Origin of the sequence: Chryseobacterium sp. WG23 (assembly GCF_024586575.1) — a bacterium.
Lineage (GTDB): Bacteria > Bacteroidota > Bacteroidia > Flavobacteriales > Weeksellaceae > Chryseobacterium.
Genome location: NZ_JALCZE010000010.1, coordinates 212,755 through 238,208 on the forward strand (window position 1 = coordinate 212,755; position 25,454 = coordinate 238,208).

Below are 25,454 nucleotides of genomic sequence, written 5' to 3' on the forward strand. Positions count from 1 at the left end.
ATAAACCAACGATATACCATGAAAAAACTAAAAACTATTGGGTGTTCCCTTTTTCTGCTTGCTTCCTTAGGCTGTGGAAAAAATGATAACGAGGATTACCGGTCAAATCTGGATACAGCCGTAAAGGATATTCACGCTAACCTTCAGAAAGAATTAAAGACTGATGTTCCTTCACTGAGCGTTTATGTAGTTTCACCAAAAGGAACTCTTTTCAGTACGGCTACCGGAGTAAATGGTATTCCGGTAACCAAAAACACTTACTTCCGTTTTGCCAGCAATACCAAAAATTTTACTTCTACGGCAATCTTAAAAATGATGCAGGAAGGCTGGCTCAACCTGGATGATAAAATTACAGCCATGATTCCCGGAACAAATGTCCCTTATACTCCCGATGGAGCAGCATGGGACTTTCCCCACAAATCGCAGATAACTATTCGCCAGCTTCTACAGCATAATGCGGGAGTCTATGATATTACCAATGACGCCAGCAAATATAATATAGATGGGGAGAGCTATACCGATTATATGCTTGAGCATTTCCCGGATCACCAGTTTTCCACTTCGGATTATGTGAAAATTTTAGCAGAAAAAAATCTTACCTATGGAGCACCAAATACGGTGTATCATTATTCAAATACCGGATATTCTATTCTGAGTGAAATTATAGCCAGAATTTATTCTCAAAAAACAGGAGCGAACAAAACCTATGGTAATTATATGTACGACCATATTGTAGGGCCCGGAACAAAGGTTCCGCTGGAAATCAGGTTTCCAGAGCTTGCTTCGGATAAGCAGCTGCCTATGCCATATGTGACAGGCTTCATTAAATATGATGACCATGATGAGGTTACCAATCTTAAAAATGCCAGCGCTCATATAGGGGAAGGAAACGGAATCGGGACCATGAAATTACTTTCCGATTATATCAGGAGCACAATGAAAGCAGAGAATGTACTTACTGCTTCAAGTATTGAACAAATGAAAACCAGTAAGGGGCCTGCAACGGCTGTCAAAGATCGTAATTATGCATTAGGATGTTTTCATCTTCCGGGAGTTGGCTACGGTCATAACGGAGCTACTGAAGGCTACCTTTCTATGATGCTTTATGATCCTGAGACCGATTTTTCAGTGATTGTACTGTTACCGTTCTGGGATCTCAGAAACAATATGGAAAACTTTCCGAAATGTATGAATGCCCTGAATACTGCGGCTACTGAAGCTAAAAAAGCATTGGGATACTAAGAATAAAACGCTTTGAAATTTTCAGAGCGTTTTATTATGTATCGGTCCTCTTAAGGAACGTTTCAATTTTTTTAATGAGAAGACTATCATTTGGCTTTTTATCCCAATCCAGATGTCCACCATTAAACTCATAAGATTCATTGATCACGTTATTTTTATTTAAAACAGAATCTAAAATTCTTTTCTGGCTTAAAGGAATAACACGGTCTGTTTTTCCATAGTAAGAAAGAGTAGGAGGAGTATTGGATGTAATCCATTGTACAGGACTGGAAAAACTGTTGGCAGTCATGCTCCCAGAAAGAATTTTAGGATCTATAAGATGTTTTTCCACAAACGAATAGTCTTCATAGGTTTTAAAACCTTCATCAGAAAGATCAGCGGGTCCTACGATATTAATAACAGATTTTACATTTTTTAAAGGATCAAAATGATAGGCATACATCATGGATAAATGCCCACCGGCACTGTTTCCCAGAAGAATGATTTTAGGATTATACTTTAATTTATTTTTTAAAAATACGGTAACTTTTCTAATATCTTCCATTTGGTTAGGAATACCATACCGATTGACCGAAGCCAGTCTGTAATTGATATTGGCAAAAATATAATCGGGAAATTTCTGCATCATAGAAAGGGTAAAGAATGTCAGCTGAGATTTGTTCCCGCTGCGCCAGCCTCCACCATGTATAATGATAAAAGCTGTTTTTTTCTTTGAAGGGTTTTCATGCGGAAGATAGAGATCCATTATCTGGTCGGGATCATTTCCATAATGAATATTTTCCTCTTTGTCAAAATGAATACGGCTACCGAGACTTACCTTTTTTTCTTTGCAGTTCAGGAGCAGACATAATATATGGAGACTTACCACAATGAAAATTAACTTTTTTCTCATACCTCTAAAGATAAAAAACCCGCTGATCAATCAACGGGTTATAATACAAAATAATTGAGTTGAATATGAAGAAAGATAATTTTTTATCTTGTCCTGCTTTTAATAGAATCGGAAGCGCCTTCAATATCTCTTACCTTTTTCACTTTTTGATTTCCGAAGTTATAGGTAAGACTTACCGTTAAGCTTCTAGGGTACTGATTTTGGTGAATGTAGTTGTAGTTACCGTTTGCCTGAAAGTCTTCAATCTTAATAATGTTAGTTCTTAAAATATCATTTACATTCACTGCAAAGGTCCATTCATTCCATGTTTTCTTGATACTGAGATCTAAACTCATTAAGCTTTTCAATGTACCAAGCTCAATCTGTTGTTTGTCTACAAAGAAATAATTAACACCCAAAAACCAGGTTTTCTTTTTATCCAGACGGATGGTATTGTTGGTTTGGATTAAAAGACTTGTAGAGCTCGTTTTATTGGTATATACGATATAGTCTCCCTCTTTATTTCTGAATCGGTCTCCGGTTGTAGGATCAATATCGAGGCTTCCGTTGTTAATGTTATGCTGTACTCCAATATTGAAGTTTGTAGTCAGATATTGTTTGAAAAATGACTTTTGAATTCCTACCATAGCAGACATTTCCTGTTTATCTCCGAAATTGGTTCTGATATATCTTAATACAGGGTTTTCTCCAATATTTCCATTAGGTGACTCAGGATATCCCTGTAAAGGAACCTGAGTGATGGCATCCTTAAAAAACGAATGGCTAAGAATCAGGAAATAAGAGTTTTTGTACATATAGGTCAGCTCCTGATTATATGTTGAAGATGCCTTTACAAAAGGGTTGTTTTGGGTGTAATTATCGTCAGTCAGGATGTTTCTTACCGGATTTATTTCCCAGAAGCTAGGTCTTCTCATTCTGCTCGAAAAGGAATAGGATAGATTGTTTTTATCATTAATAGCATAATTAAAGCTTAAATAGGGAAGGATATTGTTATAATTCCTTTTTATCCTTTTCAGCTCTTCTGTAGGTGCATTGTCTGAAGTTCCCAGGCTGTTGGTGATTTCATATCGGGTACCTATTTTCCCTGAGAATTTATCCGAAAATTTTTTTTCTGCGGTAATATAAACACCATATATATTTTCATCATAAATAAAGTGATTAGGCGCTGATTTTGAGGCTACAGGATCAAAAAAGTAAGTATCGCTTTTAGAATCGTTGTCTGTTTTCGTTTTATTATAATTTCCTCCTACTGAAATAGTCAGGTCGTTCTTAAACTTCTGGATATAATCCACCATTCCGGAGAAATTATTAATGATCTGAGGGAGATCTTGAAACACCTGTGTGGTCTTATTTCCTATTTCTCTGTTTATATTTGAAGCATAGGTTCTGTTGTCGGTAAACTGGAATCTTTTATAATTCAGGTAAGCAGCATTTACATTTAATTTACTGCCCAGAGAATCAGTTTTTAACTCATAATTTAAATTTAAAGAGTTGTTATATGACCTTGAATCCTCTTTGTTTTTTGACCATGTATATTTTGTCTTCCCTCCATTGGTTATAGTATTAAACAAACTTACTGTGGAATTATAACTCTTGTTAGCCCAGGTATTCCAGGAAAGAGCAAGATTACTGTTGTCCGTCAGCTGGTAATCAACATTGAGATAGCCACCTATATTTTTGTTCGGGTCATCGATATTTCCGGTAGATTCATTGGATGTGTCAACCGTTCCGTTTCTTAAAGTATAAGTCTGAGCCTGAATATTTTCACCACCGTTGAGGTTGGCACTGATGCCCAGTTTATTCTTTCTGTAATTGGCGGAGAAGCTGGTCTGGCTTGCATTATATTTACTTTGTGTATTGGAAAATCTCATGTTCCCGCTGAGACCATCACTCATCTTTTTCTTCAAAACAATATTAATGATCCCATCTGAAGATTCTACCTGATACTCACTTCCCGGAACTGTAATAACCTCTATTTTCTGAATATTCTCAGCAGGTGTGTTTTTAAGGAACTGCACCAGTGATTCAGCATCCATATTGGTTTTTCTGCCGTTGATGTAGATGAGTGCATTGTTTTTACCGGCTATCTTCAGGGTTTTATCATCTGTAGAAGATAAAAGCGGAGTTTGTTTCAAAAGATCAAAAGTAGTATTTCCTTTAGCAACAGGAGAAGCTGCAACATCATATACGAAACGGTCGCTTTGCTTTTTAAAAACCTGTTTTGTTATGGTAATTCCTTCAATGCTTTTTGTCTTTGTAGTGTCGGTTTTCTTTTCCTGAGCAAAAACAAAAGTTCCGAATATAATAGCGATGGATAAGAGAGTGCGTTTCATGTCTGTTTTCTTTAAATGTGAATGATGTGTAGTAGTTTTAAAAGCTTATGTTCTCGATTTTACAGCATCGTTGGCTGATTTCATTTCTCTTGCTTTTTTCAGTTTCTGATTTCCGAAATTGTAGGTAACTCCGATACTCAGTAGCCTTGGATAGTTGAAGTTGGTTATATTATTGTATTGCCCGTTAGGCTGTATTCCGTTAACCCTATAAAAACTTTGATTAAACAAGTCATTTACTTCCGCTATAACAGTCCAGTCACCTATAATTTTTTTCACACTGATATCGAAACTTTGTCTTGCGCCAATCACACCACCTTCCATTGCCACTTTACTGGCAAAAAAGTAATTGACTCCTAAAAACCAGTCTTTTTTGGAAGAAAGCCGAACCGTATTATTGATGGTAGCAGACATATTGTAATTTTTAACATCAATGATGTAAGGTTCAAGGACTTCCGTTTCTTCAGGAGTCGGTGCGGACGTAGGATCTTCCAATACTGCACCTTTATAAGTAACATAACCTAAGTTGACAGAATAATTAGTAGTCCATATATCTTTGAACCATGATTTGTTCATTCCAAGCATTAAGCTAAGTTCCCTGTTGCTCCCATAATTGGTTCTTATGTATCTCAGAAACTTTGTTGTTTCCATGATCTTATTGCCATTATTGTCATAAATGATATTGCCATTTTCATCCCTTTTAGGAGCCGTTACGGTTCCCTGCAACGGAAGCAGATCAGAAGCAGAAGCATCTTCTACCATATTAAAACTTAAATTAGCATAGTAGGCATTCTTATACATATAATTCAGTTCCTGGTTATAGAACTTTGAAGCCAGTATAAATGGATTGTTCTGGGTATAATTCGTAGGAGTGAAATAGGTTCTGGAAGGGTTTAGCTCCCAGAATCTTGGCCTTCTGATTCTGCTGGAAAAAGTATAGCTTAGGTTATGGTCCGAACTGATTGCATAATTTAAATTCAAATAAGGTAACAGGTTATTATAATTTCTTTCGAATCCTGTTTTGTCAAGGATATCCCCGGTACTTCTGGTCATTTCATAACGGGCTCCTATTTTTCCGGATAGCTTTTCAGTCAGCTTTCTTTCATAGTTTAGATAAATTCCTAAGATATTTTCTTTATAAATGAAATGATTAGTCTGCTTGGGGTCTATTACAAAATCACCGTTTTTAAGTCTTTCCTGTCTGGTATCATTATCAGTATTTGTGTGATTGTAGCTGATTCCCATCAGCCAGGTTGCGCCTTTAGATGTTTTTTTCAGATAATCTATGTTGGCAGCATAATTATTGATGATTTGTGGTACTGACTGGTACAGGGCCGAATAGTTGTTATCAGGATCGTTGTCTAATGGGAAGCTTTCATTAAAGCTGGCTTTATCTCTGTTGAACCAAAGATAAGATACATTAGAAGTAAGCTTACTGCCCAGAGAATCTGTCTTTATTTCATAATTTAAATTAAATGTATGATTCCTTGTCTGTGCATCCTCATTATTTACAGTTCTGTTGGTTAAAAGGCCATTTTGCCAATTAGTTATATCAAGAATAGAGTTGAAACTTTTGTTATATCTCATATTGTAAGAGAATCCGATACTTTGTTTCTTATTGATCTCATAATCCACATTGAAGCCTCCACCAAAATTTTTGTTGGGATCGTCATTAGATCCGGAAGATTCATTTCTAAAACTGGGATCGCCGTTAGACAAGGTATATTTTTGTCTCTCCGTCCAGCTTCCCATTCTGAAATTTGAGTTTCCGGACCATTTACCCTGTCTGAAATTAAAAGAAGCACCGGCCGATGGGTTGTTGTAATACCCCTGTTCATTATTCATCTTTATCGTTCCATTGTAGCCATTATTTTTATTCTTTTTCATAACAATATTGATCACACCTTCCTTAGATTCCACCTGAAATTCACTTCCCGGAACAGTAATCACCTCAATTTTCTGAATATCCTCAGATGGAGTAGACTTCAGCATTTCAATTAATGCCTCAGAATCCATATTTGATTTTTTGTTGTTGATATAAATAATCGCATCAGACTTTCCTAAGATCTTCAGCGTTTTTCCGTCTATACTGGAAATCATTGGAGTTTGCTTCAAAAGATTGAACGTATTGGTCCCTTTGGCAATAGGAGAAGAGGCTACATCGTAAACGAGGCGATCTCCCTGTTTTTTGAAAACTTGTTTCTTGATATTGACCGCTTCAATATTCTTTACTTTCAGGCTATCCTTAGATTGCTGGGCATTAACAAATCCGCTGAAAAATAAGGCTGCAATTAGAATTTGAGTTTTCATGATCATTATTTTTTAATTGGTAATAGCTTGTATGTGTTATTATTTAACATAGCAAAGATATATAATAAAAACAGTATTATGCAATACAAAGTACTTAAAAATAATATTAAATAAATATAAGTATTTGATTGTCAGTTGATAAAATTTAAATTATTTTTTTATTGCTTTGCCTTTCTACGTAATAAGACAACCATAACAATGATTTTGTTACAGGAAAATTTGAAATTTTATGAAAAATAAAGTTATTCTCTGTCGAAACGGGCTAGTTTTTTGTCTATCCAAATTGTGGCAAATGGAAAAAATGCGGCAATTAATGCGAAAACGCTATCTTCATCATCCCATTCATATATTTTTCTTATGGCAGGTAAAAATATCAGGTACAATGTAAAGAAAAAACCATGGATACTGCCGATAGTACTGATGTACACAATTGGAAATATACCTTCCGGATCAATACGTATCCAGGTCATTGCTGTGAATAAAAAAAACCATGAAACAGCTTCGGCCAGGCAGATCTGCTTAAACCATCTGATTACTTTTTCCTGAGGATATTTTGAGAAAATTTTTTCGAGAAATTCCATGTTGTAAAGTATAAGGTAAGAGTTACAAATAGAGAATGCAACTCTATTAACTTCTAAATTCTAGCTTCTTATTTGCAAAATTACTTATAAAAACTGCTTCCGTCCAAATATTCAAATACTTCAGGAGGCAGCATAGGCCTCACATTTTTACCGTCTTTGAGCATACTGCGGATTTCCGTAGCCGAAAGTTCTACTACGGGAGCCTTTATCAGTGAAATGTTTTCATGCTGCAGGTATTCAGAATCTTTCTTTTCACCTTCAAATACTCTCGGATAAACAATAATATGATGATTTTTAATAAGGATATCAGAGTTTTTCCATTTATGAAGATTATCCAGATTATCTTCTCCCATAATGAGACTGAAAGAATATTCCGGATACTTTTCATGAAGATAGGTTAGTGTATCAATGGTATAGCTTGGCTTTGGAAGAGAAAACTCAACATTAGAGACTCTCATATTAGGGTAATTTTTTACCGCTAGCTGTACCATATCCAGTCTGTTATGATCGTTAAGCAGCGATTTCTTGTCTTTAAAAGGATTTTGAGGGCTTACCACAAACCATAATTCATCCATATCAGAATTTTCCAAAATGTAATTGGCCAGAATAAGATGTCCGATATGTATTGGATTAAAAGATCCGAAAAATAAACCGATTTTTTTCATTTTTTGTAAAGTAACAGGTAGCAGATAATAGGTTATAGTAAAAAAGTTATCAATATAATAGGCAGACTATTTGAGGTTTTGCAGGGAATTATTAAATGTTGGTTTTGTTACTTAATAATCTAATCCTGCAGCCTATTAATCTCTAAACTTCACATCCTTTATATTGAGATAGTGGGTCACATTACCTTTCCAATGGTTTTCTTCCAGGGTGAAGGCAAGATCGAAATTCTTATGTTTAAAATCTTCCGCAAAAGGTCCCAGTTTAAAGCCTACACATTCAATATTCCGGCCTGTGGTTTCCTGTTTAATATAAAACTTAAGGTGATTGTTATCCTTTCCCATAGTCTTCACATAGCCGGCAAGTTTCTGGTTGGTCAGGGTGAAAATAGGTTTCATATTATGAGGCCCAAAAGGAGCTAATTTCCGGTGGAAATTGATAAACTCTCTGTTGATTTCATTAATATTAATCTCACAGTCTATACTAATGGAAGGTTCCTTTTGATGCTCCTGTATCTTTTCAGAAACAATTCTTTCAAATTTTTCCTTGAAAGCATCAAATTTATCTTTTTCCATAGAAAGTCCGGCTGCTGCATGATGGCCACCGAATTTCAGAAAATATTCAGAGCATAGATCAAGGGCTTCATGTACATCAAAATCCGAAACAGATCTTGCTGAAGCTACCATTTCTCCATTGTTACCATTTGTAAATACCAAAGTGGGCTTGTAGTAAGTTTCAATAAGCCTTGAAGCCACAATACCGATCACTCCCTTATTCCATTCAGGATGATAAACAATGGTTGTATGTTTTGTTTCCTGCTGAGATTCAATGATTTGATTCAAAGCAGAAAGTGTAGAATTCATATCCAGTTCACGCCTTTCATCGTTAAGATCCATAATGTCACTCACAATTTGGTTAGCATGCTTCAGATTATCAGAAACCATAAGCTCCACTGCGGCTTTACCATGAGATATTCTCCCTGCAGCATTGATCTTCGGAGCAATTTCAAAAACAATATTTGAAATTTCAAAATGAGAAAGTTTATCTTCAGGAATAAGTAACCTTAAGCCTAGATTTCTGGTCTTTCTGAGAATTTTCAGCCCCATTTTAGCCAGTACTCTGTTTTCTCCCGTCATAGAAACGATATCTGCAGCAATGGAAATAGCAAGAAGGTCAGTAAGCTCAAATAATTCCGCTTCCGGAAGTTTATAAATGGTATTAAGTCCCTGGCAAAGCTTAAATCCTACACCACATCCTGAAAGTTCTTTGAATGGATACCTGCAGTCATTTCTCTTAGGGTCCAGAACAGCCACAGCATTGGGAATTTCTTCTCCGGGAAGGTGATGGTCGCAAATGATAAAATCAACACCAAGATCTTTGGCATATTGTATCATATCAATAGCTTTGATACCACAGTCTAATGCAATGATCAAAGAAAATCCATTCTCTTTGGCAAAGTCTATTCCTTCCGTAGAAATTCCATATCCTTCAGAATTCCTGTCCGGAATATAATAGTCCAGATATTTTTTCTCTACAATTTTGCTGAGGTAAAGATACATCAGAGCTACTGCCGTAGTTCCATCTACATCGTAATCCCCGTATACCAGTATCTTTTCTCCATTTTCAATAGCGGTAGCAATACGCTCTACAGCTTTTTGCATATCTGCCATTAAAAAAGGGTTGTGTATATCATTAAGGTTCGGTTTAAAAAATTCTCTGGCCTTTTGATAATTGTCAATTCCTCTTAGAACAAGAAGCTTAGATTCAAAAGTACCAAAACCAAGTGACGAACTTAGTCCGTCCACAACTTCCTCATCGGGTTCGGGTTTATAAATCCATTTTTGACTCATTTCACAAAAATAAGGAAAAAAAATAGCATTCTGAAATGATGGGAAGTGAAGTTTTTACATTATAGTTGTTAAAAATTGGCTACATTTGCCTTCCAAATTTTGAATAGTTATGAAAAAAATTACTCTATGTTTATTGTTTTTAGGAACAGCGTATTCTGTCAATGCCCAAAAAATTAACCTGGGAAAAGCAGCCGGTATCGTTTCTAATGGTGCCAAAGCTTTATCTTTTACTAACGAAGATGCCATCAAATTATCCAAAGAATCTGTAGATTGGATGGATAAAAATAATCAGGTAGCAGGGCCAAAAGACCCCTATACTGTGAGATTGAATAAATTGTTTGGAAAGCACAAATCTCAAGACGGGCTAAGTCTGAACTATAAGGTGTATAAAGTGAAAGATATCAATGCTTTTGCTTGTGCAGACGGAAGTGTTCGTGTGTTTTCCTCATTAATGGATATCATGTCAGATAATGAATTATTAGCGGTTATCGGCCATGAAATTGGTCACGTGAAAAATCAGGATACAAAAGATGCTATGAAATCTGCCTACCTGAAAGCAGCTGCACTGGATGCTGCATCTTCAGCATCTTCACAAGTGGCTACTCTTAATGATAGCCAGGTTGGGAAAATGGCTAATGCATTTTTAGATGCTTCTCACAGTAAAAAACAAGAATCCGAGGCTGATACCTATTCCTATGACTTTATGAAGACTAACAAGTATGATGTTGTAGGAGCATATACAGCTTTTAAGAAGTTAGCATTACTTTCACAGGGAAGTACACAAACCGGTTTTGAAAAAATGTTTAACTCTCATCCTGACAGTGAAAAAAGAGCACAGGCTATTAAGAAAAAAGCGGAAAAAGACGGTTTATGGAAAGACCCGGGAACGGTTTCTATTCCAACGACAAAACTGACGAAATAATTATTTTATTTATTGTTAAAAAAAATACCTCAAAGAATTTCTTCGAGGTATTTTTATATCAACACGAATGTTGTTTCAGATTAAGAATACATTTGTTCTCTTAATTCTTTTACTTTCTTATCACTAAGATACTCATCATAAGTCATTTCTCTGTCGATAATTCCTTTAGGAGTCAGTTCAATGATTCTGTTACAGACTGTTGAAAGCATCTCGTGGTCATGAGATGACAACATGATATTCCCTTTAAAGTTGGATAAGGAGTTGTTTAATGTCGTAATACTTTCAAGGTCCAAGTGGTTAGTAGGCTCGTCCAATAAAAGGATATTGGCTTTCTGAAGCATCATTCTGCTGAACATACATCTCATTTTTTCTCCCCCTGAAAGTACCTTACAGGATTTCAACGCTTCATCACCGGAGAAAAGCATTCTTCCTAAGAACCCTCTTACGAATTCTTCATGACGCTCTTCATCGTTTTTGGTGAATTGTCTTAACCAGTCAACCAAACTAAGATCTTCCTGGAAGAAATTAGTATTGTCTAAAGGCATGTGAGACTGAGTAGTAGTAACTCCCCAAGCCACAGCACCTTTATCAGCTTCAGTATTACCCGCTAAGATTTCAAAAAATTCTGTTATTGCTAAAGAGTTTTTAGAAAGTACCGCTACTTTATCACCTTTCTTAAGGTTTAAGTCAATATTGGAGAATAATAATTCGCCGTCTTTTGTTTTTTCAAGACCTTTTACATCTAAAATCTGATCTCCGGCTTCTCTTTCCATTTCAAAAATGATGGCAGGGTATCTTCTTGAAGATGGCTTAATATCATCAATATTTAATTTATCGATCATTTTCTTCCTTGCAGTAGCCTGTTTAGCTTTAGCAACGTTTGAACTGAATCGGGCAATGAAATCCTGAAGTTCCTTTTTCTTCTCTTCAGCTTTTTTGTTGGCCTGAGCTCTTTGTCTTGTAGCTAGCTGAGATGCCTGATACCAGAAAGAGTAGTTTCCTGTATAAAGGTTAAGTTTAGCATAATCTAAATCTCCGATGTGCGTACAAACGGTATCCAGGAAGTGACGGTCGTGAGAAACCACAATTACTGTATTTTCGTAATCAGCAAGGAAATCTTCTAACCATGAAATGGTATCAATATCAAGGTCATTCGTAGGTTCATCCAGAATCAATACATCAGGGTTACCAAAAAGAGCCTGAGCCAAAAGAACCTTTACTTTGTCTTTGTTCTCAAGTTCACTCATCATTTGCCAGTGCATATCATCTTTAACACCTACATTGGAAAGCATGGTCTGTGCATCAGATTCAGCAGTCCATCCACCCATTTCGTCATAAATTACACCCAGTTCACCGGCCTTAATTCCGTCTTCATCAGAGAAATCTTCTTTTGCGTATAACGCATCCATTTCCTCCTTTATCTCAAATAATTTTTTGTTTCCTCTCAAAACAGCTTCCAGAACAGTATATTGATCATAAGCAAAGTGATCCTGCTCTAAAACTGACATTCTTTTTCCCGGCTCCAGAGATACATGTCCTGTTGTTGGATCTTGCTTTCCCGTTAATATTTTAAGGAATGTAGACTTTCCTGCACCGTTTGCTCCGATGATCCCGTAGCAGTTTCCTTTGGTAAACATAATATTTACCTCGTCAAAAAGAACTCTTTTCCCGAATTGTAAAGATAAGTTAGATACTGTTAACATATAGTTTTGTAAATTTGGCGCAAAATTACGAAAAGAATTTGGGTATTTTGTAATAATATAATAGTCAAGTTTTTAAATGTATCGTATTTTTTCTATATTTCATTAACGAAATTTTAAAATGATGAAGATTGAAAAAACAGTTAGCATATTAAATAGAAGAGCCCGTTTTGAATATGAAATTCTCGAAGAATATGAAGCGGGAATGGTTTTGACGGGTACGGAAATAAAATCTTTGCGTTCTTCAAAAGCATCCATCACAGAATCCTTCTGTCAGTTTATTGATGGGGAGTTATACATCATTAACATGATGATTGATGAGTATAAATTGGGAACTTTTTATAACCACAAAACAAAAAGGGAACGGAAATTGCTCTTGCACAAAAAAGAATTGCAAAAACTTGAAAAAAAGTTAAAAGATGCAGGGAATACAATTATTCCATTAAAATTATATATCACTGATAAGGGGAAAGCAAAGGTGCTGATTGCGTTAGGTAGAGGGAAAAAACTCTTTGATAAAAGAGAGTCCATAAAAGATAGAGAAAATAAACGTAACCTGGACAGAATATTAAAGAAAAGTTAAAAATCATTTGAAAAACTTTGTATATAAAGAAAAATTATATTTATTTTGCATTATCAATTATTTAATCATTTAATTCTATGAAAAATCTAAAATTAGGAATTTCAGCATTGGCGCTTACTGTAGCCTCTACTGTTTTCGCGCAGACTACCAACAATCCGTGGTTAATCGGAGTTGGTGCTCATGCAGAAAACCATGTAGCAGCAAGGTCTAAATTCAGTAATACGTTCTCTGCTAATAATTTAACGAAGAGTATGTTCAATATGAACAATTTCTCCATTACACCTCCATTATCTAAGTTGACAGTTGCTAGAAACGTTGGAAAAGGTTTAGTAATTGACTGGCAAACTTCTGTTGGAAATGTTGAAAACAAAAGATTCAACATGGGGAAAGAATTTTTCTTGATGACAGGTCTTGGTTTCCAGGCTCACGCTGCAGGTCTTTTATGGAACGAAGAATCTTGGTTTGATCCATACTTAAGAGTTGGTGCTAACTACCTTAGACATGACTATACTGCACTTTCTTTCCCAAGAATGAGTGTAGATGCTAATGGTAACCCAATCGAAACTGTTACAAACGGATCAGATGGAAACGAGAATGGTAAAGCTAACCACTTTACTGTAGCTACAGGTGCTGGTGCTAACTTCTGGGTAACTAAGAACTTCGGTCTTGGTATTCAAGGTGACTATGTATCAACTCCAGGTGATAAATCTACTGTTGCTAACTTCTGGCAAGCTTCTGCATCTATCTTATTCAGATTCGGAAACAGAGATAGAGATAAGGATGGTATCCTAGATAAAGACGATCTTTGTCCAGATACTCCAGGTTTACCAGAATTCCAGGGATGTCCTGATACTGACGGTGACGGAGTTCCAGATAAAGACGATCAATGTCCAGATGTTGCTGGTCCAGTTGAAAACAATGGTTGTCCTTGGCCAGATACAGACGGTGATGGTGTAATCGACAAAGATGACGCTTGTCCTACTGTAGCAGGTCCTGCTGAAAATAACGGTTGTCCTTGGCCAGATACAGACGGTGACGGTATCTTAGATAAAGATGATGCTTGTCCTACTGTTCCAGGTCTTCCAGAATACAACGGATGTCCTAAGCCAGAAAAAGTAATCAGTGAAGAAGCTACTGGTGCTCTTAAAGGAATCTTGTTCAACTTCAACAAGGCTACAATCAGACCAGAATCTAATGGTAAATTAGATGAAGCTGCTAAGATCATTAAGCAATCTTCTAACGGTACATTCTTAGTAACTGGTCACACAGATGCTAAAGGTGCTGCTGCTTACAACTTGAAACTTTCAAGAGAAAGAGCTGCTGCTGTAGTAGGTGCTCTTGAGTCTAGAGGAGTTAACGCTAACCAGTTAAAATCTACTGGTGTTGGTTCTAGAGATGCTCAAGTTTCTGCTAAAGCTTCAGATGCTGACAGAATGGTTGACAGAAAAGTAGTTGTAGAAGCTGTAAATGGTGCTGCATGGGATTCACTTAAGAAATCTGATCTAGAAGTAGTAGAGAAGAAGACTGTAGTGAAAAAAGCTAAAAAAGCTCCAGTTAAAAGAAAAGCTACGGCTAAAAAAAGAAAATAATTAATTTTTCTAAATAATGAATACCTCCAATTTGATTGGAGGTATTTTTTTTTTGTTGACTTTTAGTTAATTTTGTTGAAAATTTAAAATTAAAATGGGAAGAGCATTTGAATATAGAAAAGCTTCTAAAATGGCCAGATGGGATAAGATGGCCAAAACATTTTCCAAAATAGGTAAAGATATTGCGCTGGCTGTAAAAGCGGGTGGAGCAGATCCGGAATCTAATCCGGCCTTAAGAAGATGCATCCAGAATGCTAAAGGGGCTAATATGCCTAAAGATAATGTAGAAAGAGCCATTAAAAAAGCAAGTGGTGCTGATGCTGAAAATTATGAGGAGATCACTTACGAAGGTTACGGACAAGGAGGAGTTGCTTTTTTTGTAGAATGTACTACTAATAATACAACCAGAACGGTAGCTAATGTAAGAGCTATTTTCAATAAGTTTGACGGAAACCTCGGGAAGAATGGTGAATTAGCATTTATCTTCGATAGAAAAGGAATTTTTACCCTTGACCTGGCTCAGGTAAAGATGGACTGGGATGATTTTGAAATGGAAATGATTGATGGGGGAGCAGAAGATGTGGAAAAAGATGAAGATGAAGTAATGATAACAACTGCTTTTGAAGATTTCGGTTCTTTATCTCATAAATTAGATGAGCTTGGAATTGAAGCTAAAAGTGCAGAACTTCAAAGAATTCCAAACAATACAAAAGAAGTAAACGAAGAACAATTCAAAGCTAACATGAAAATGCTTGACCGTTTTGAAGAGGATGATGATGTGCAGAACGTTTACCACAACATGGAAATTACCGAAGAGCTGATGAACTCTTTATAAAAAATAATATAGCATTCATATACAGTTAATTTTCAATTAGTTTCTTTGTATAAAACTATGAAAAGAAATGTTGAATTAGTTGTTATATCGGATGTTCATTTGGGAACTTATGGATGTAAGGCTAAGGAATTGTTGAGATATCTCAATTCTATCCAGCCCGAAACGTTAGTTTTGAATGGTGATATCATTGATATCTGGCAATTCAAAAAGTCTTACTTCCCTAAACCTCATTTGAAAGTAATCAGAAAAATCCTTTCATTTGCTACCAAAGACACAGATGTCTATTATATTACAGGCAATCATGATGAAATGTTCCGCAAGTTTACTGATTTTGAATTGGGAAAACTTAAGGTCTGCAATAAAATCTGCCTCGAAATTGACGAAAAGAAAACCTGGATCTTTCATGGTGATGTTTTCGATGCATCAGTTCAACATTCCAAATGGATTGCCAAGCTTGGCGGAAAAGGATATGATCTTTTAATTATCATCAATAACGTTGTCAATTGGTTTTTAGAAAAAATGGGTAAAGAAAAATATTCATTTTCAAAAAAAATCAAAAATAATGTGAAAAAAGCGATTAAGTATATCGGGGATTTCGAGCTTACTGCTTCTGAGCTGGCTATAGATAATCATTACGATTATGTTGTCTGTGGCCATATTCATCAGCCCCAGATTCGGGAGGTCGTTACTAAAAAAGGATCCTGTACTTATTTAAATTCCGGTGATTGGATAGAAAATTTATCAGCATTGGAATATAATGAGAAAAAATGGAGTATCTTTTACTACGACGAACATAAACATCTGCTGAAAGATGACGAAACTGAAGAAATTCAGGAGATGGACAGCTCTGACCTTTTAAAAATCGTAACCAATTTCACTTAAATGAAAATTTTGTATGCATTTCAAGGAACCGGAAATGGCCATATGGCCAGGGCACAGGAAATAATTCCTATTCTTAAAAAATATGCTTCGGTAGATACACTCATCAGTGGTCATCAATCCCAATTAAAGGCTGATTTCGACATCAACTTCCAATATAAGGGCATATCTCTGCTTTATAACAAAACAGGCGGTTTATCCTATCTCAAAACATTTACTGAGAATAAATTTCTGGAAGCTGTCAAAACAATAAAGGAACTGGAGCTTTCTCAATATGATTTAATCATCAATGACTACGAGCCGCTAACGGGATGGGCTTCCAAATTGAAGAAATTACCAATGATAGAACTGAGCCATCAGGCATCAATGAGTTTTCCGGAGACCCCCAAACCTGAAAAGAAAGATTTCCTCGGAGAAATGATCTTAAAATATTATGTTCCCAGCGAAAGGAAAATAGGTTTTCATTTTGAAAATTATCATCCTCAGATCAAGAAGCCGGTTATAAGAAAAAAAATCAGAAACCTTAGTCCTTATAAACAGGGGTATTATGTAGTTTATCTTCCCAGTTTTGCGGATGAAAATATTATTAAAGTTCTCAGGAAGATTCCGGTAGAGTGGAAGGTGTTCTCGAAATACAGCAAGGTACAGGTGAAAGTAAAAAATGTTGAAGTATTTCCTATAGATGAAAGCCAGTATCTGAAATACTTTGAAGGCTGCAACGGGATTTTATGCAACGCAGGTTTTGAAACTCCGGCCGAGGCTCTTTTTATGGATAAAAAATTATTCGTAATCCCTATTCATAATCAATATGAGCAGGAATGTAACGCCTGTGCTTTAGATAAAATGGGAATTCCAAATTCTAAAGTTTTAAACCTGCAGGAAATTATGGAATGGGTAGCTTCTGACCATCACTTAAAAGTAGACTACCCCAACAATATTGAGGAAATTCTGCTGAATGAGGTTCTAATTCTTTAAAAGGATATCATCTACATCGCTCATTCTCATCATTACTGATCTTGCATAGGAACAGTGAGGATATACCTGCCAGTTATTTTCTCTGGCAAACTTTATGGCTTCTTCTACCAAATATTTCCCCATTCCTCTTCCTTCAAATTCAGGGTGAACCAATACGAAAGAAATAATCAGCTTATGGTCTTCAGGGAAAATGGTATAAGTAAGTCTTCCTACTTCCTTTATTTCATTATTTAAAGTCAGAACTCCGCCGTTTCCGGATTTATTGTTTTCAAAATTCATGATGTAAGGCTTTAAGACTAAAGATACAAAAATTGCACCACTGGCTACTATAAGTATGAATGATCAGTAATGAGTAATTACAAAAAGCTTTATCTTGAGTCTCTACAGGGTATTTTCAAATTGACGATTCAACTGCAACGCAAAATTGCTAATTACTGCTAATTGTCATTAGTTATCCTTTCCTGTATAGTAGTTGTAATCTTTGATAATTACATTAATAAACTGTCTTTCCGTCATTTGGGTGGCATCTATTTCCAGTTTTAAAATACTTTTGATCTTATTGGAAAGCTTAGTGATAATCTGACGGTCATCTATTTTCAATGCTTTGGTGTAGTTGTCTTTAATAATTCTCATATCGTTATCACTTAATGCAATAACCTGAGGAAAAGAGGGTATGTAATCCTCGTGGATATTTTCCAGAATAGTATGAGAGATATTAATATTGTTTTTTAAAGAAATTACAGCTGTTCCGGAAGCGATATCTCCCAGTCGCTGATTGTTTTTGGTGATAATCATTGAAACTAAACCTACTATTCCTGCAAAAGAAACATCAACGAGCCTGAAAACCCAGCGGATCATATAATCTCCAAAGCTGGCCTGGTAACCATCAATCTTTACCACTCTTATTTTCATCAGTTTTTTACCGGGAGTCTGTCCTTCTGTCAAACTCTCAAACACTACAGGATAAATGTAAGTTGGGAAGGTAAGGACAATATAAACAGCCATCATAGACCATTGGTCAAGGCCACTTAATAAGTATCCCAAATCTAAAATATTAAAAAAAGTATAAAATACGATAACAACAAAAGCAACCCTTATCAAAAGGTCAATAATAAAAGCAAGCATTCTTTCTCCTACACTGGCCGTATTGAAGTTAATATTTACATTTTGTGAAGTATTTATCGCAATTTGAGACATAATTTTTATTATTTTAGCCTTACAATTATGAGAGAAGTTTATTTCATTAAACAAAATAAAGAAAAATGGTTGGGAATAGAACAGGTTATTCAAGGAAAAATTAAAAAAAATCCTGATGACCTGTCTTCACTGTATATTAATTTGATCAATGATCTGTCATTTGCACAAACATACTATCCCAAAAGCAATACAACTGTTTACTTAAACCACTTGTCGTCTCAGATTTTTCAGAAAATTTATAAAACAAAAAGAGTAGAAGAGAACCGGCTGATTTATTTTTTCCGGACAGAAGTTCCATTATTGGTTTATCAGTATAGAAGATATCTGATGTATGCTTTTCTTTTTTTTATTCTGTTTACTTCAATAGGTGTGCTCTCTGCCGTCTATGATAAAGATTTTGCAAATATTATCCTTGGGGAAAGCTATGTAAATGAAACTATTGAAAATATAAAGAATAACAATGCTGTAGGAATTTATCAAAGCGGATCTACATGGGGAAGTACCATAGGAATTATTTTTAATAACATCCAGGTAGGGGCCAAATTATACATGTATGGTATTGCGGGAGGAGTAGGAACGCTGTTTGCTCTTCTTTCCAACAGTGTCATGTTAGGTTCTTTTCAGTATTTTTTCTATGAATATGGAGCTTTGAAGGACAGTGCAAGAGGAATATGGCTCCATGGGGTCTTTGAGATTTTTGCTATGGTAGTAGAAGCTATGTGTGGATTAATTTTGGGAGCTTCTATTTTGTTTCCCGGAACTTTTTCAAGGTTTAATTCTTTTAAGAGGGGATTCAAAGATTCATTTAAAATATTTTTGAGTACCATTCCATTCACTATTTGTGCAGGAATTATTGAAGGATATGTGACGAGGCATGCGCTGAAAATGCCTTTGGTTTTGAACATAGCAATTATTTTCAGTTCACTTGCGATTATTGGGTTCTATTATTTTGTATATCCGTCAATCGTCAATAAAAAAATTAATAACCAAATCAATGATACAGTTTTATAAAAAAAGGGATTTTGGAACTTTTATAAGTGACAGTTTCAATTTTTTCAAATTATACGGGAAAAACTATTTCAAAAGCTATCTTTTGATTAATGGCTTATTGTTAATCCTTATGGTAACTGTTGTGGTTTTCGGATATAAAGAGCTTTTTTCCCAGCTTTTCGGATCCAATCTGGGTGGTGATACGTATTATTTTGAACAATATTTTTCAGAAAACGGAGGAATGCTGATTGTAGTAGGGCTGCTTACATTTTTACTTTTTATGGTCCTGGCCATCGTCAATTATCTGTTTCCTGTTTTCTATGTGAAAAGAATTGCACAGGGGGCAAAAAATATAAAAACCGATGAAATCCTGAATGATTTTAAAAATAATGCCGGAAAAATAGTGAAGCTCTGCCTTGGAATTATTTTTATTGTAGCACCGCTGGCCCTGTTTGTGATTGGATTTTCCTATCTCCTGATATTTATTGTAATTGGTTTTTTCCTGATATTTCTTGTGTATCCCACGATATTTAATGTCACTACATTTCTGATGTATGATTATTTTAATTCAAACAGGAGTTTTTTTGAAAGTTTGAGCTATTCGATGAGAGCACAGTTTTCCTATCCGAACGGAAGTGAAAAATCTCCATACTGGAAGTATTGGGGAGCGGCATTTGTGATGGTAATTATTATCTCCATTGTAGCTTCGTTTTTTACCTACATTCCGATGATATTCCTATACGGATCAATCCTTACCACTGCTCCGGATGCAAACTTTGAACAAAATCCATTTACAGGTGTAATAGGTATTGCCTTTTTTGTTTTTTATGGTATTTCAATGCTTCTCTCATTCTTTCTTTCCAATCTGATGTATATTAACGGAGGGCTGATGTATTATGACAGCAGAACAGATCTTCACCAGAAAGTAGAACTTGAAGAAATAGACACCATTGGTAATAATGAATAAGTTTCTGTTTTTTATACTGTTTTTTTTGTCCCTGGAATTGATTAATGCTCAGGAAAGTATTCCTGTGGATGACTATCTGGGAGATTCTTTGAGTAGAAATCATTACCACAATATGCTGCGTGCAGATTCTGTATTGATGAAAAATCCTGTGTCAGAAAATAGGGTATATTCAAAGGAATTTAAAGAAAACATTCCTTCAAGATATAAAGGTAAAGAATACGACTATTCTGTAACCAAGCCAAGAGAATCTTTCTGGCAGAAGCTAATGAGAAAGATCGGACAGCTTTTGCAGAGTATTTTTGGAGAAACAGCTCTTTCCAAATCTGCAGAGCTCACTACAGTTCTCATCCGGTTATTTGCCATTATCCTGGTAGGATTCCTTCTCTATTTTATCATCAGATATATGCTGGGGAAAGACGGAAGCTTTATTTTTGGTAGAAAGAATAAAAAAATAAATATTAAGGTAGAAGAGCTTCATGAAAATATCCATGAGATTAATTTTCCTGAAAGTATTGCAAAGTTTGAACATGAAGGAGATTACCGTTCGGCAGTACGTTATCAGTTCCTGTTTATTCTTAAAAAGCTAAGTGATAAAAAACTGATCGACTGGAATCCCGAAAAAACGAACAAAGATTATACGATGGAGCTAAAAGCACCCCATCTGAAAAACGAATTTTCAAACCTTGCCTATATCTTCGATTATGTGTGGTATGGGGAATTCAATATTGAAGAACAGAGTTACAGGAAATTTAAAAATCAGTATCAGGTATTTAAACCATAATTAAAGATTAACCATGAATAAAAATTTCAAAATATATGCTGTAATTTTCATCGTTGTGATGGTTATTCTGGCGTTGCTTGAAGTTAACAAAAAAGAGACTACAAACTGGCGCAAAAACTTCGATATTAATGAGAAGTCTCCTTTTGGGCTGTTTGTTTTTAATAATGAAGCAAAAGATCTCTTTAAAAATAAGCTCAAAAAAACTGAGCAGACGCCTTACGAATATTATAATCAACATAAAAGAGGAATCCATAATATTGTTGTTATCGAAAGCAATATTGACAAAGAATCATGGAAGAAAATCCTGGATCAGGTATCCAATGGTTCCGATGCGATGTTGATTATGGAACGCAGCATGCCCAAAGAAATATCCGACAGTATTGGTTATTATGACTCAGATATTTCTTTTGAAGAAGAGAATGTGCTGAAGCTTACCGATAAAAAATATCAGAGCGATTTTATAAAACTGGATAAATTTCCGTCCGGAAGAGGTTTTTCATTTATTAAGCCCCAGATTGAAATACTCGGTAAGACTGTAGAAAGAAAGAATACGGACCAGGCCAATTTTATTAAAGTAAAATTTGGGAAAGGTAATATCTATGCTCACTGTGAGCCACTTTTCCTTACCAATTACTATCTTCTGAAACCCGGAAATGTAAAATATACACAGGATGTTTTTTCTTATCTTCAGGATAGGGAAACGGTTTGGTTTGTACCAAGCAGCAGTAAAGCATCACGCTTCTTTATGAGGTTTGTATTGTCAAATCCCGCTTTGAAATATGCCTGGTGGGTTCTTTTAGGCGGACTTACCCTGTTTATTTTCTTTAATGCTAAAAGAAAGCAAAGGGTAGTAGCCGTTATAGAACCATTGAGAAATACCTCTTTAGATTTTGTTAAAAGCATAGGAAATCTTTATCTTCAGGAAGGTGATTTTCACGATATGATGGCCAAAAAAGCCCAATATTTCCTAAATAAAGTGAGAATGGACCTGCTGATTGATACCCAGCAATTAGATTCGGAATTTGCAAAAAAACTGCAATTGAAAACCGGAAAAACAATAGAGATGATAGATGAGGCAATAGAGCTTATTAAAAAAGCCCAGGACCCATATGCCAGTGTTATGAAAGAGGACTTAACAAGGATAAACAGACTCCTTGATGAGATCCTTAAATAAAGTAAAGTCCTGATTGGACAATGTAGAGATAGAACGAAGCCTGTCAAAAAACCAAAGATAAAAATTATGGAAAACCTTGATAACGAAAACATAGAAAATCAAAACGCGATAAACCTTAATAAAAGCGAAGACCAGTTTCAATCCAGAATAGATATGATTGAACTCCGTGCAAGCATTGATAAAGTAAAATCTGAAATTGGAAAAGTAATTGTAGGGCAGGAGAATATGATAGAACATCTGTTGGCTGCATTGCTCTCAAACGGACATGTTTTAATTGAAGGTGTTCCGGGAGTTGCCAAAACAATTACTGCAAAACTACTGGCAAAAACGATTGATGTAGGCTTCAGCAGAATTCAGTTTACCCCGGACCTTATGCCTTCCGATATTTTAGGAACATCAGTTTTCAATGTGAAAAATTCGGAGTTTGAATTTAAAAAAGGACCTGTTTTTTCCAATTTCATATTAATTGATGAGATCAACAGATCGCCTGCAAAAACACAGGCAGCTCTTTTTGAGGTAATGGAAGAAAGACAGATTACAATGGATGGTACCCGTTATATAATGGATGAACCTTTCCTTGTAGTAGCTACCCAAAACCCAATAGAGCATGAAGGAACCTATAGACTTCCTGAGGCTCAGCTGGACCGTTTTCTTTTCAAAATCAATGTGGGCTACCCTAATCTTGAACAGGAAATAGCTATTATCAGAAATCAGCATGAAAGTAAAAAAGAAGACAAAACCGAAGGCGTAAATCACGTAATTACCGCAGAACAGCTGAAAAGCTATCAGCATTTGGTAAAAGAAATCATTGTGGAAGCACAGTTGATGGAATATATTGCTAAAATTATTATCAATACCAGAGAAAACCAGTTTTTATATCTGGGTGCTTCTCCCAGAGCTTCGCTGGCGCTTCTTACAGCCTCAAAAGCATTTGCAGCATTGAGAGGAAGAGATTTTGTAACTCCGGAAGATATTAAAGAAGCAAGTTATGCTGTTTTACGACACAGAGTAATCGTTTCTCCGGAAAGAGAAATGGAGGGTCTTACCGCAGATGAAATTATCCGTCAAATCTTAGAGGGAATAGAAATTCCGAGATAGGTAGTAATAAATGATTGTGATAAAGCTAATAAACACTCACCCAAAACCTGTCATCTGCAACCTGCAACCTAAACAATGAAAAACTTATACATCAATACACGTTTCTTCTTTACGCTCATTGGAGTGGGTGTTCTGTATGTTTTGGCATTTTTCTTCCCGGCTTTGATGTGGGTTGCTCACATGGTATTACTGCTTTGTTTTCTTGCAGTAATGGTTGATTACCTACTTCTCTTTAATCAGAAAAATGCATTACAGGCTCAAAGAATAGTACCAGAGAAATTGTCCAATGGCGACGAAAACTTTGTAAAAATTGATATCAAAAACAATTACAGCTTTAAGATTACGACCAAAATTATTGATGAAATACCTTTCCAGTTTCAGAAAAGAGATTTTTTAATTGAAAAACATATTCATTCCGGGACCAATACTTTTTTCCAATATGCATTGGAACCCAAAGAAAGAGGAGAATACCATTTTGGAAGTCTGAATGTATATGCTTCCTCACCCTTGGGATTAGTTTCCAAAAGATTTAATTTCCAGAAAGATGCAGTCTTACCTTCCTATCCATCCTTTGTTCATCTCAGAAAATATGAACTGATGGCTTTGCAGAGCGAGTTTATGCTGGGAGGAATTAAGAAAGTCAGAAAGTTAGGGCATACCATGGAGTTTGAACAGATCAAGGATTATGTTCCTGGAGATGATATCAGAACCATTAACTGGAAGGCAACATCCAAAGCCAATCGTTTAATGGTTAATCAGTTTCAGGATGAGAAATCACAGCGTATTTTTATACTGATTGATAAAGGCAGAACGATGAAAATGCCTTTCAATGGATTAAGCCTGCTGGATTATTCCATTAATGCTGCCATGGCATTGTCCCATATTATTTTGAGAAAAGGAGACAGGGCCGGAATGATGACTTTTTCAAAAAAAGCAGAAAATAAAATTGCTGCCGATAATAAATCCGGGCAGTTGAAAAAAATCTCAGAAGCCCTGTACAATATTAAAACAGATTTTTTTGAAAGTGACTTCAACCGGTTGTACCAGGATGTAAAATATTCGCTCAACCAGAGAAGCTTAATTTTGCTTTTTACCAATTTTGAAACGCTGGACGGATTAAACCGCCAGTTGAAATATCTTCGTGGAATTGCTAAAAATCACTTGTTGGTAGTGGTGTTTTTCAAAAATGCTGAACTCCAAGCGCTGATCAATAAAAATCCTGAAAATATGCAGGAGATATATGATGAAATCGTCGCTGAAAAATTTGAATTTGAAAAGAAATTAATTATCCAGGAGCTGCGTAAATATGGAATTTACACCGTATATACCCTTCCTGAAAACCTGAATATTGATGTTATCAATAAATACTTGGAGATAAAAGCGAGAGGAATTTTATAACTTTGCAACAAGCAACAAGCAATAATGAAAATAACACTCAACAGAATAAACGACGACTTTTTATTTGAATGTACCAACTCCCAAGGAAACTCTATTCTTTTGGACAATACTTCCCAGCCGGGAGCTAAAGGTGTTTCTCCAATGGAAAGTGTCCTGATGGCTGTAGCAGGCTGCAGCGGAATTGATGTGGTTTCTATTTTAAAAAAGCAGCGTCAGGATATTAAAAGCTTTCAGGCAGAAGTGGAAGGAGAGAGAATTCAGGTAGATGATGCAAAGCCTTTTAAATCTATTAAAGTAAAATTCCTTTTGGAAGGAGAAATTGATCCTAAGAAAGCATTAAAAGCAGCAGAATTATCTTTTGAAAAATACTGTTCCGTATCAAAAACGTTAGAGCCGAATGTAGAAATCGGATACGAAGTTTTTGTGAATGGAGATAAAATTTAATTCTATTGTCTTAAAAAATAAAAAAAACCGGATGTCTCATCCGGTTTTTTTATG

General features: G+C 35.6%; 23 protein-coding genes. 14 read left to right on the plus strand and 9 right to left on the minus strand.

The features are described 5' to 3' along the window. Positions 1-18: 18 nt before the first annotated feature. Entirely contained in the window at positions 19-1,242 is a 1,224-nt protein-coding gene (locus tag MP477_RS16615) for a serine hydrolase (protein WP_257191243.1), read from the plus strand. 34 nt (positions 1,243-1,276) lie between these two features. Here the strand turns inward: MP477_RS16615 and MP477_RS16620 are convergent, their stop codons facing one another. The 6 genes from MP477_RS16620 to recJ all read right to left on the minus strand — a co-directional run bounded on the left by MP477_RS16620 (position 1,277) and on the right by recJ (position 9,868). Further along, complete coding sequence (locus MP477_RS16620; RefSeq protein ID WP_257191244.1) at positions 1,277-2,134, minus strand: alpha/beta hydrolase; 858 nt, start codon at positions 2,132-2,134, stop codon at positions 1,277-1,279. A gap of 83 nt (positions 2,135-2,217) precedes the next feature. Then, positions 2,218-4,467 (minus strand): outer membrane beta-barrel family protein, encoded by a 2,250-nt coding sequence (locus MP477_RS16625; protein ID WP_257191245.1) that lies wholly within the window; start codon positions 4,465-4,467, stop codon positions 2,218-2,220. A gap of 45 nt (positions 4,468-4,512) precedes the next feature. Further along, positions 4,513-6,774, minus strand: coding sequence for an outer membrane beta-barrel family protein (locus MP477_RS16630; RefSeq protein ID WP_257191246.1), 2,262 nt, complete (start codon positions 6,772-6,774; stop codon positions 4,513-4,515). 242 nt (positions 6,775-7,016) lie between these two features. Beyond that, positions 7,017-7,355: a DUF3817 domain-containing protein gene (locus MP477_RS16635; protein WP_257191247.1), complete on the minus strand. Its 339-nt coding sequence runs from the start codon at positions 7,353-7,355 to the stop codon at positions 7,017-7,019. 80 nt (positions 7,356-7,435) lie between these two features. Then, positions 7,436-8,020: a nicotinate (nicotinamide) nucleotide adenylyltransferase gene (gene nadD / locus MP477_RS16640; protein ID WP_257191248.1), complete on the minus strand. Its 585-nt coding sequence runs from the start codon at positions 8,018-8,020 to the stop codon at positions 7,436-7,438. A 135-nt stretch (positions 8,021-8,155) separates the two neighbouring features. Then, on the minus strand, positions 8,156-9,868 hold the full coding sequence (recJ, locus tag MP477_RS16645; RefSeq protein WP_230034153.1) for a single-stranded-DNA-specific exonuclease RecJ: 1,713 nt from the start codon (positions 9,866-9,868) through the stop codon (positions 8,156-8,158). 109 nt (positions 9,869-9,977) lie between these two features. On the opposite strand from recJ, the gene MP477_RS16650 reads away from it, so the two are divergent. Next, entirely contained in the window at positions 9,978-10,790 is an 813-nt protein-coding gene (locus MP477_RS16650) for a M48 family metalloprotease (RefSeq protein ID WP_257191249.1), read from the plus strand. An 80-nt stretch (positions 10,791-10,870) separates the two neighbouring features. On the opposite strand, the gene MP477_RS16655 is transcribed toward MP477_RS16650, so the two are convergent. Next, the gene (locus MP477_RS16655; protein WP_230034163.1) at positions 10,871-12,493 is read right to left on the minus strand and encodes an ABC-F family ATP-binding cassette domain-containing protein; all 1,623 of its coding nucleotides are present in this window, start codon (positions 12,491-12,493) and stop codon (positions 10,871-10,873) included. 121 nt (positions 12,494-12,614) lie between these two features. Here MP477_RS16655 and smpB point away from each other — a divergent pair, with 121 nt between their 5' ends. From smpB to MP477_RS16680, 5 genes are all read left to right on the plus strand, one after another. Beyond that, positions 12,615-13,073: an SsrA-binding protein SmpB gene (gene smpB / locus MP477_RS16660; protein ID WP_230034240.1), complete on the plus strand. Its 459-nt coding sequence runs from the start codon at positions 12,615-12,617 to the stop codon at positions 13,071-13,073. A gap of 77 nt (positions 13,074-13,150) precedes the next feature. Next, a complete protein-coding gene (locus MP477_RS16665) occupies positions 13,151-14,662 on the plus strand; it encodes an OmpA family protein (protein ID WP_257191250.1) in 1,512 nt (503 codons plus the stop codon). 94 nt (positions 14,663-14,756) lie between these two features. Beyond that, entirely contained in the window at positions 14,757-15,497 is a 741-nt protein-coding gene (locus tag MP477_RS16670; RefSeq protein WP_257191251.1) for a YebC/PmpR family DNA-binding transcriptional regulator, read from the plus strand. Positions 15,498-15,554: 57 nt separating this feature from the next. Next, complete coding sequence (locus MP477_RS16675; protein WP_257191252.1) at positions 15,555-16,379, plus strand: UDP-2,3-diacylglucosamine diphosphatase; 825 nt, start codon at positions 15,555-15,557, stop codon at positions 16,377-16,379. Then, positions 16,380-17,351 (plus strand): glycosyltransferase family protein, encoded by a 972-nt coding sequence (locus MP477_RS16680; RefSeq protein ID WP_257191253.1) that lies wholly within the window; start codon positions 16,380-16,382, stop codon positions 17,349-17,351. Here the strand turns inward: MP477_RS16680 and MP477_RS16685 are convergent. Together MP477_RS16685 and MP477_RS16690 are read right to left on the minus strand one after the other, a co-directional pair. Then, a complete protein-coding gene (locus MP477_RS16685; protein WP_257191254.1) occupies positions 17,340-17,630 on the minus strand; it encodes a GNAT family N-acetyltransferase in 291 nt (96 codons plus the stop codon). The two genes, MP477_RS16680 and MP477_RS16685, sit on opposite strands and share 12 nt — an antisense overlap. 168 nt (positions 17,631-17,798) lie before the next feature. After that, complete coding sequence (locus MP477_RS16690) at positions 17,799-18,548, minus strand: RDD family protein (RefSeq protein ID WP_257191255.1); 750 nt, start codon at positions 18,546-18,548, stop codon at positions 17,799-17,801. 27 nt (positions 18,549-18,575) lie between these two features. On the opposite strand from MP477_RS16690, the gene MP477_RS16695 reads away from it, so the two are divergent. The 7 genes from MP477_RS16695 (at position 18,576) to MP477_RS16725 (ending at position 25,400) form a co-directional block, all read left to right on the plus strand. Beyond that, entirely contained in the window at positions 18,576-19,559 is a 984-nt protein-coding gene (locus MP477_RS16695) for a stage II sporulation protein M (protein WP_257191256.1), read from the plus strand. Next, positions 19,543-20,505: a DUF4013 domain-containing protein gene (locus MP477_RS16700; protein ID WP_257191257.1), complete on the plus strand. Its 963-nt coding sequence runs from the start codon at positions 19,543-19,545 to the stop codon at positions 20,503-20,505. Before MP477_RS16695 ends, MP477_RS16700 begins: the two co-directional genes overlap by 17 nt. Beyond that, positions 20,498-21,286, plus strand: coding sequence for a DUF4129 domain-containing protein (locus MP477_RS16705; protein WP_257191258.1), 789 nt, complete (start codon positions 20,498-20,500; stop codon positions 21,284-21,286). Before MP477_RS16700 ends, MP477_RS16705 begins: the two co-directional genes overlap by 8 nt. A 13-nt stretch (positions 21,287-21,299) precedes the next feature. Then, entirely contained in the window at positions 21,300-22,460 is a 1,161-nt protein-coding gene (locus tag MP477_RS16710) for a hypothetical protein (protein WP_257191259.1), read from the plus strand. Between the two features lie 66 nt (positions 22,461-22,526). Further along, complete coding sequence (locus tag MP477_RS16715) at positions 22,527-23,558, plus strand: MoxR family ATPase (RefSeq protein WP_257191260.1); 1,032 nt, start codon at positions 22,527-22,529, stop codon at positions 23,556-23,558. 75 nt (positions 23,559-23,633) lie between these two features. Next, entirely contained in the window at positions 23,634-24,956 is a 1,323-nt protein-coding gene (locus MP477_RS16720; RefSeq protein ID WP_257191261.1) for a DUF58 domain-containing protein, read from the plus strand. A gap of 24 nt (positions 24,957-24,980) precedes the next feature. After that, positions 24,981-25,400, plus strand: coding sequence for an OsmC family protein (locus MP477_RS16725; protein WP_230034189.1), 420 nt, complete (start codon positions 24,981-24,983; stop codon positions 25,398-25,400). Positions 25,401-25,454: the final 54 nt, after the last annotated feature.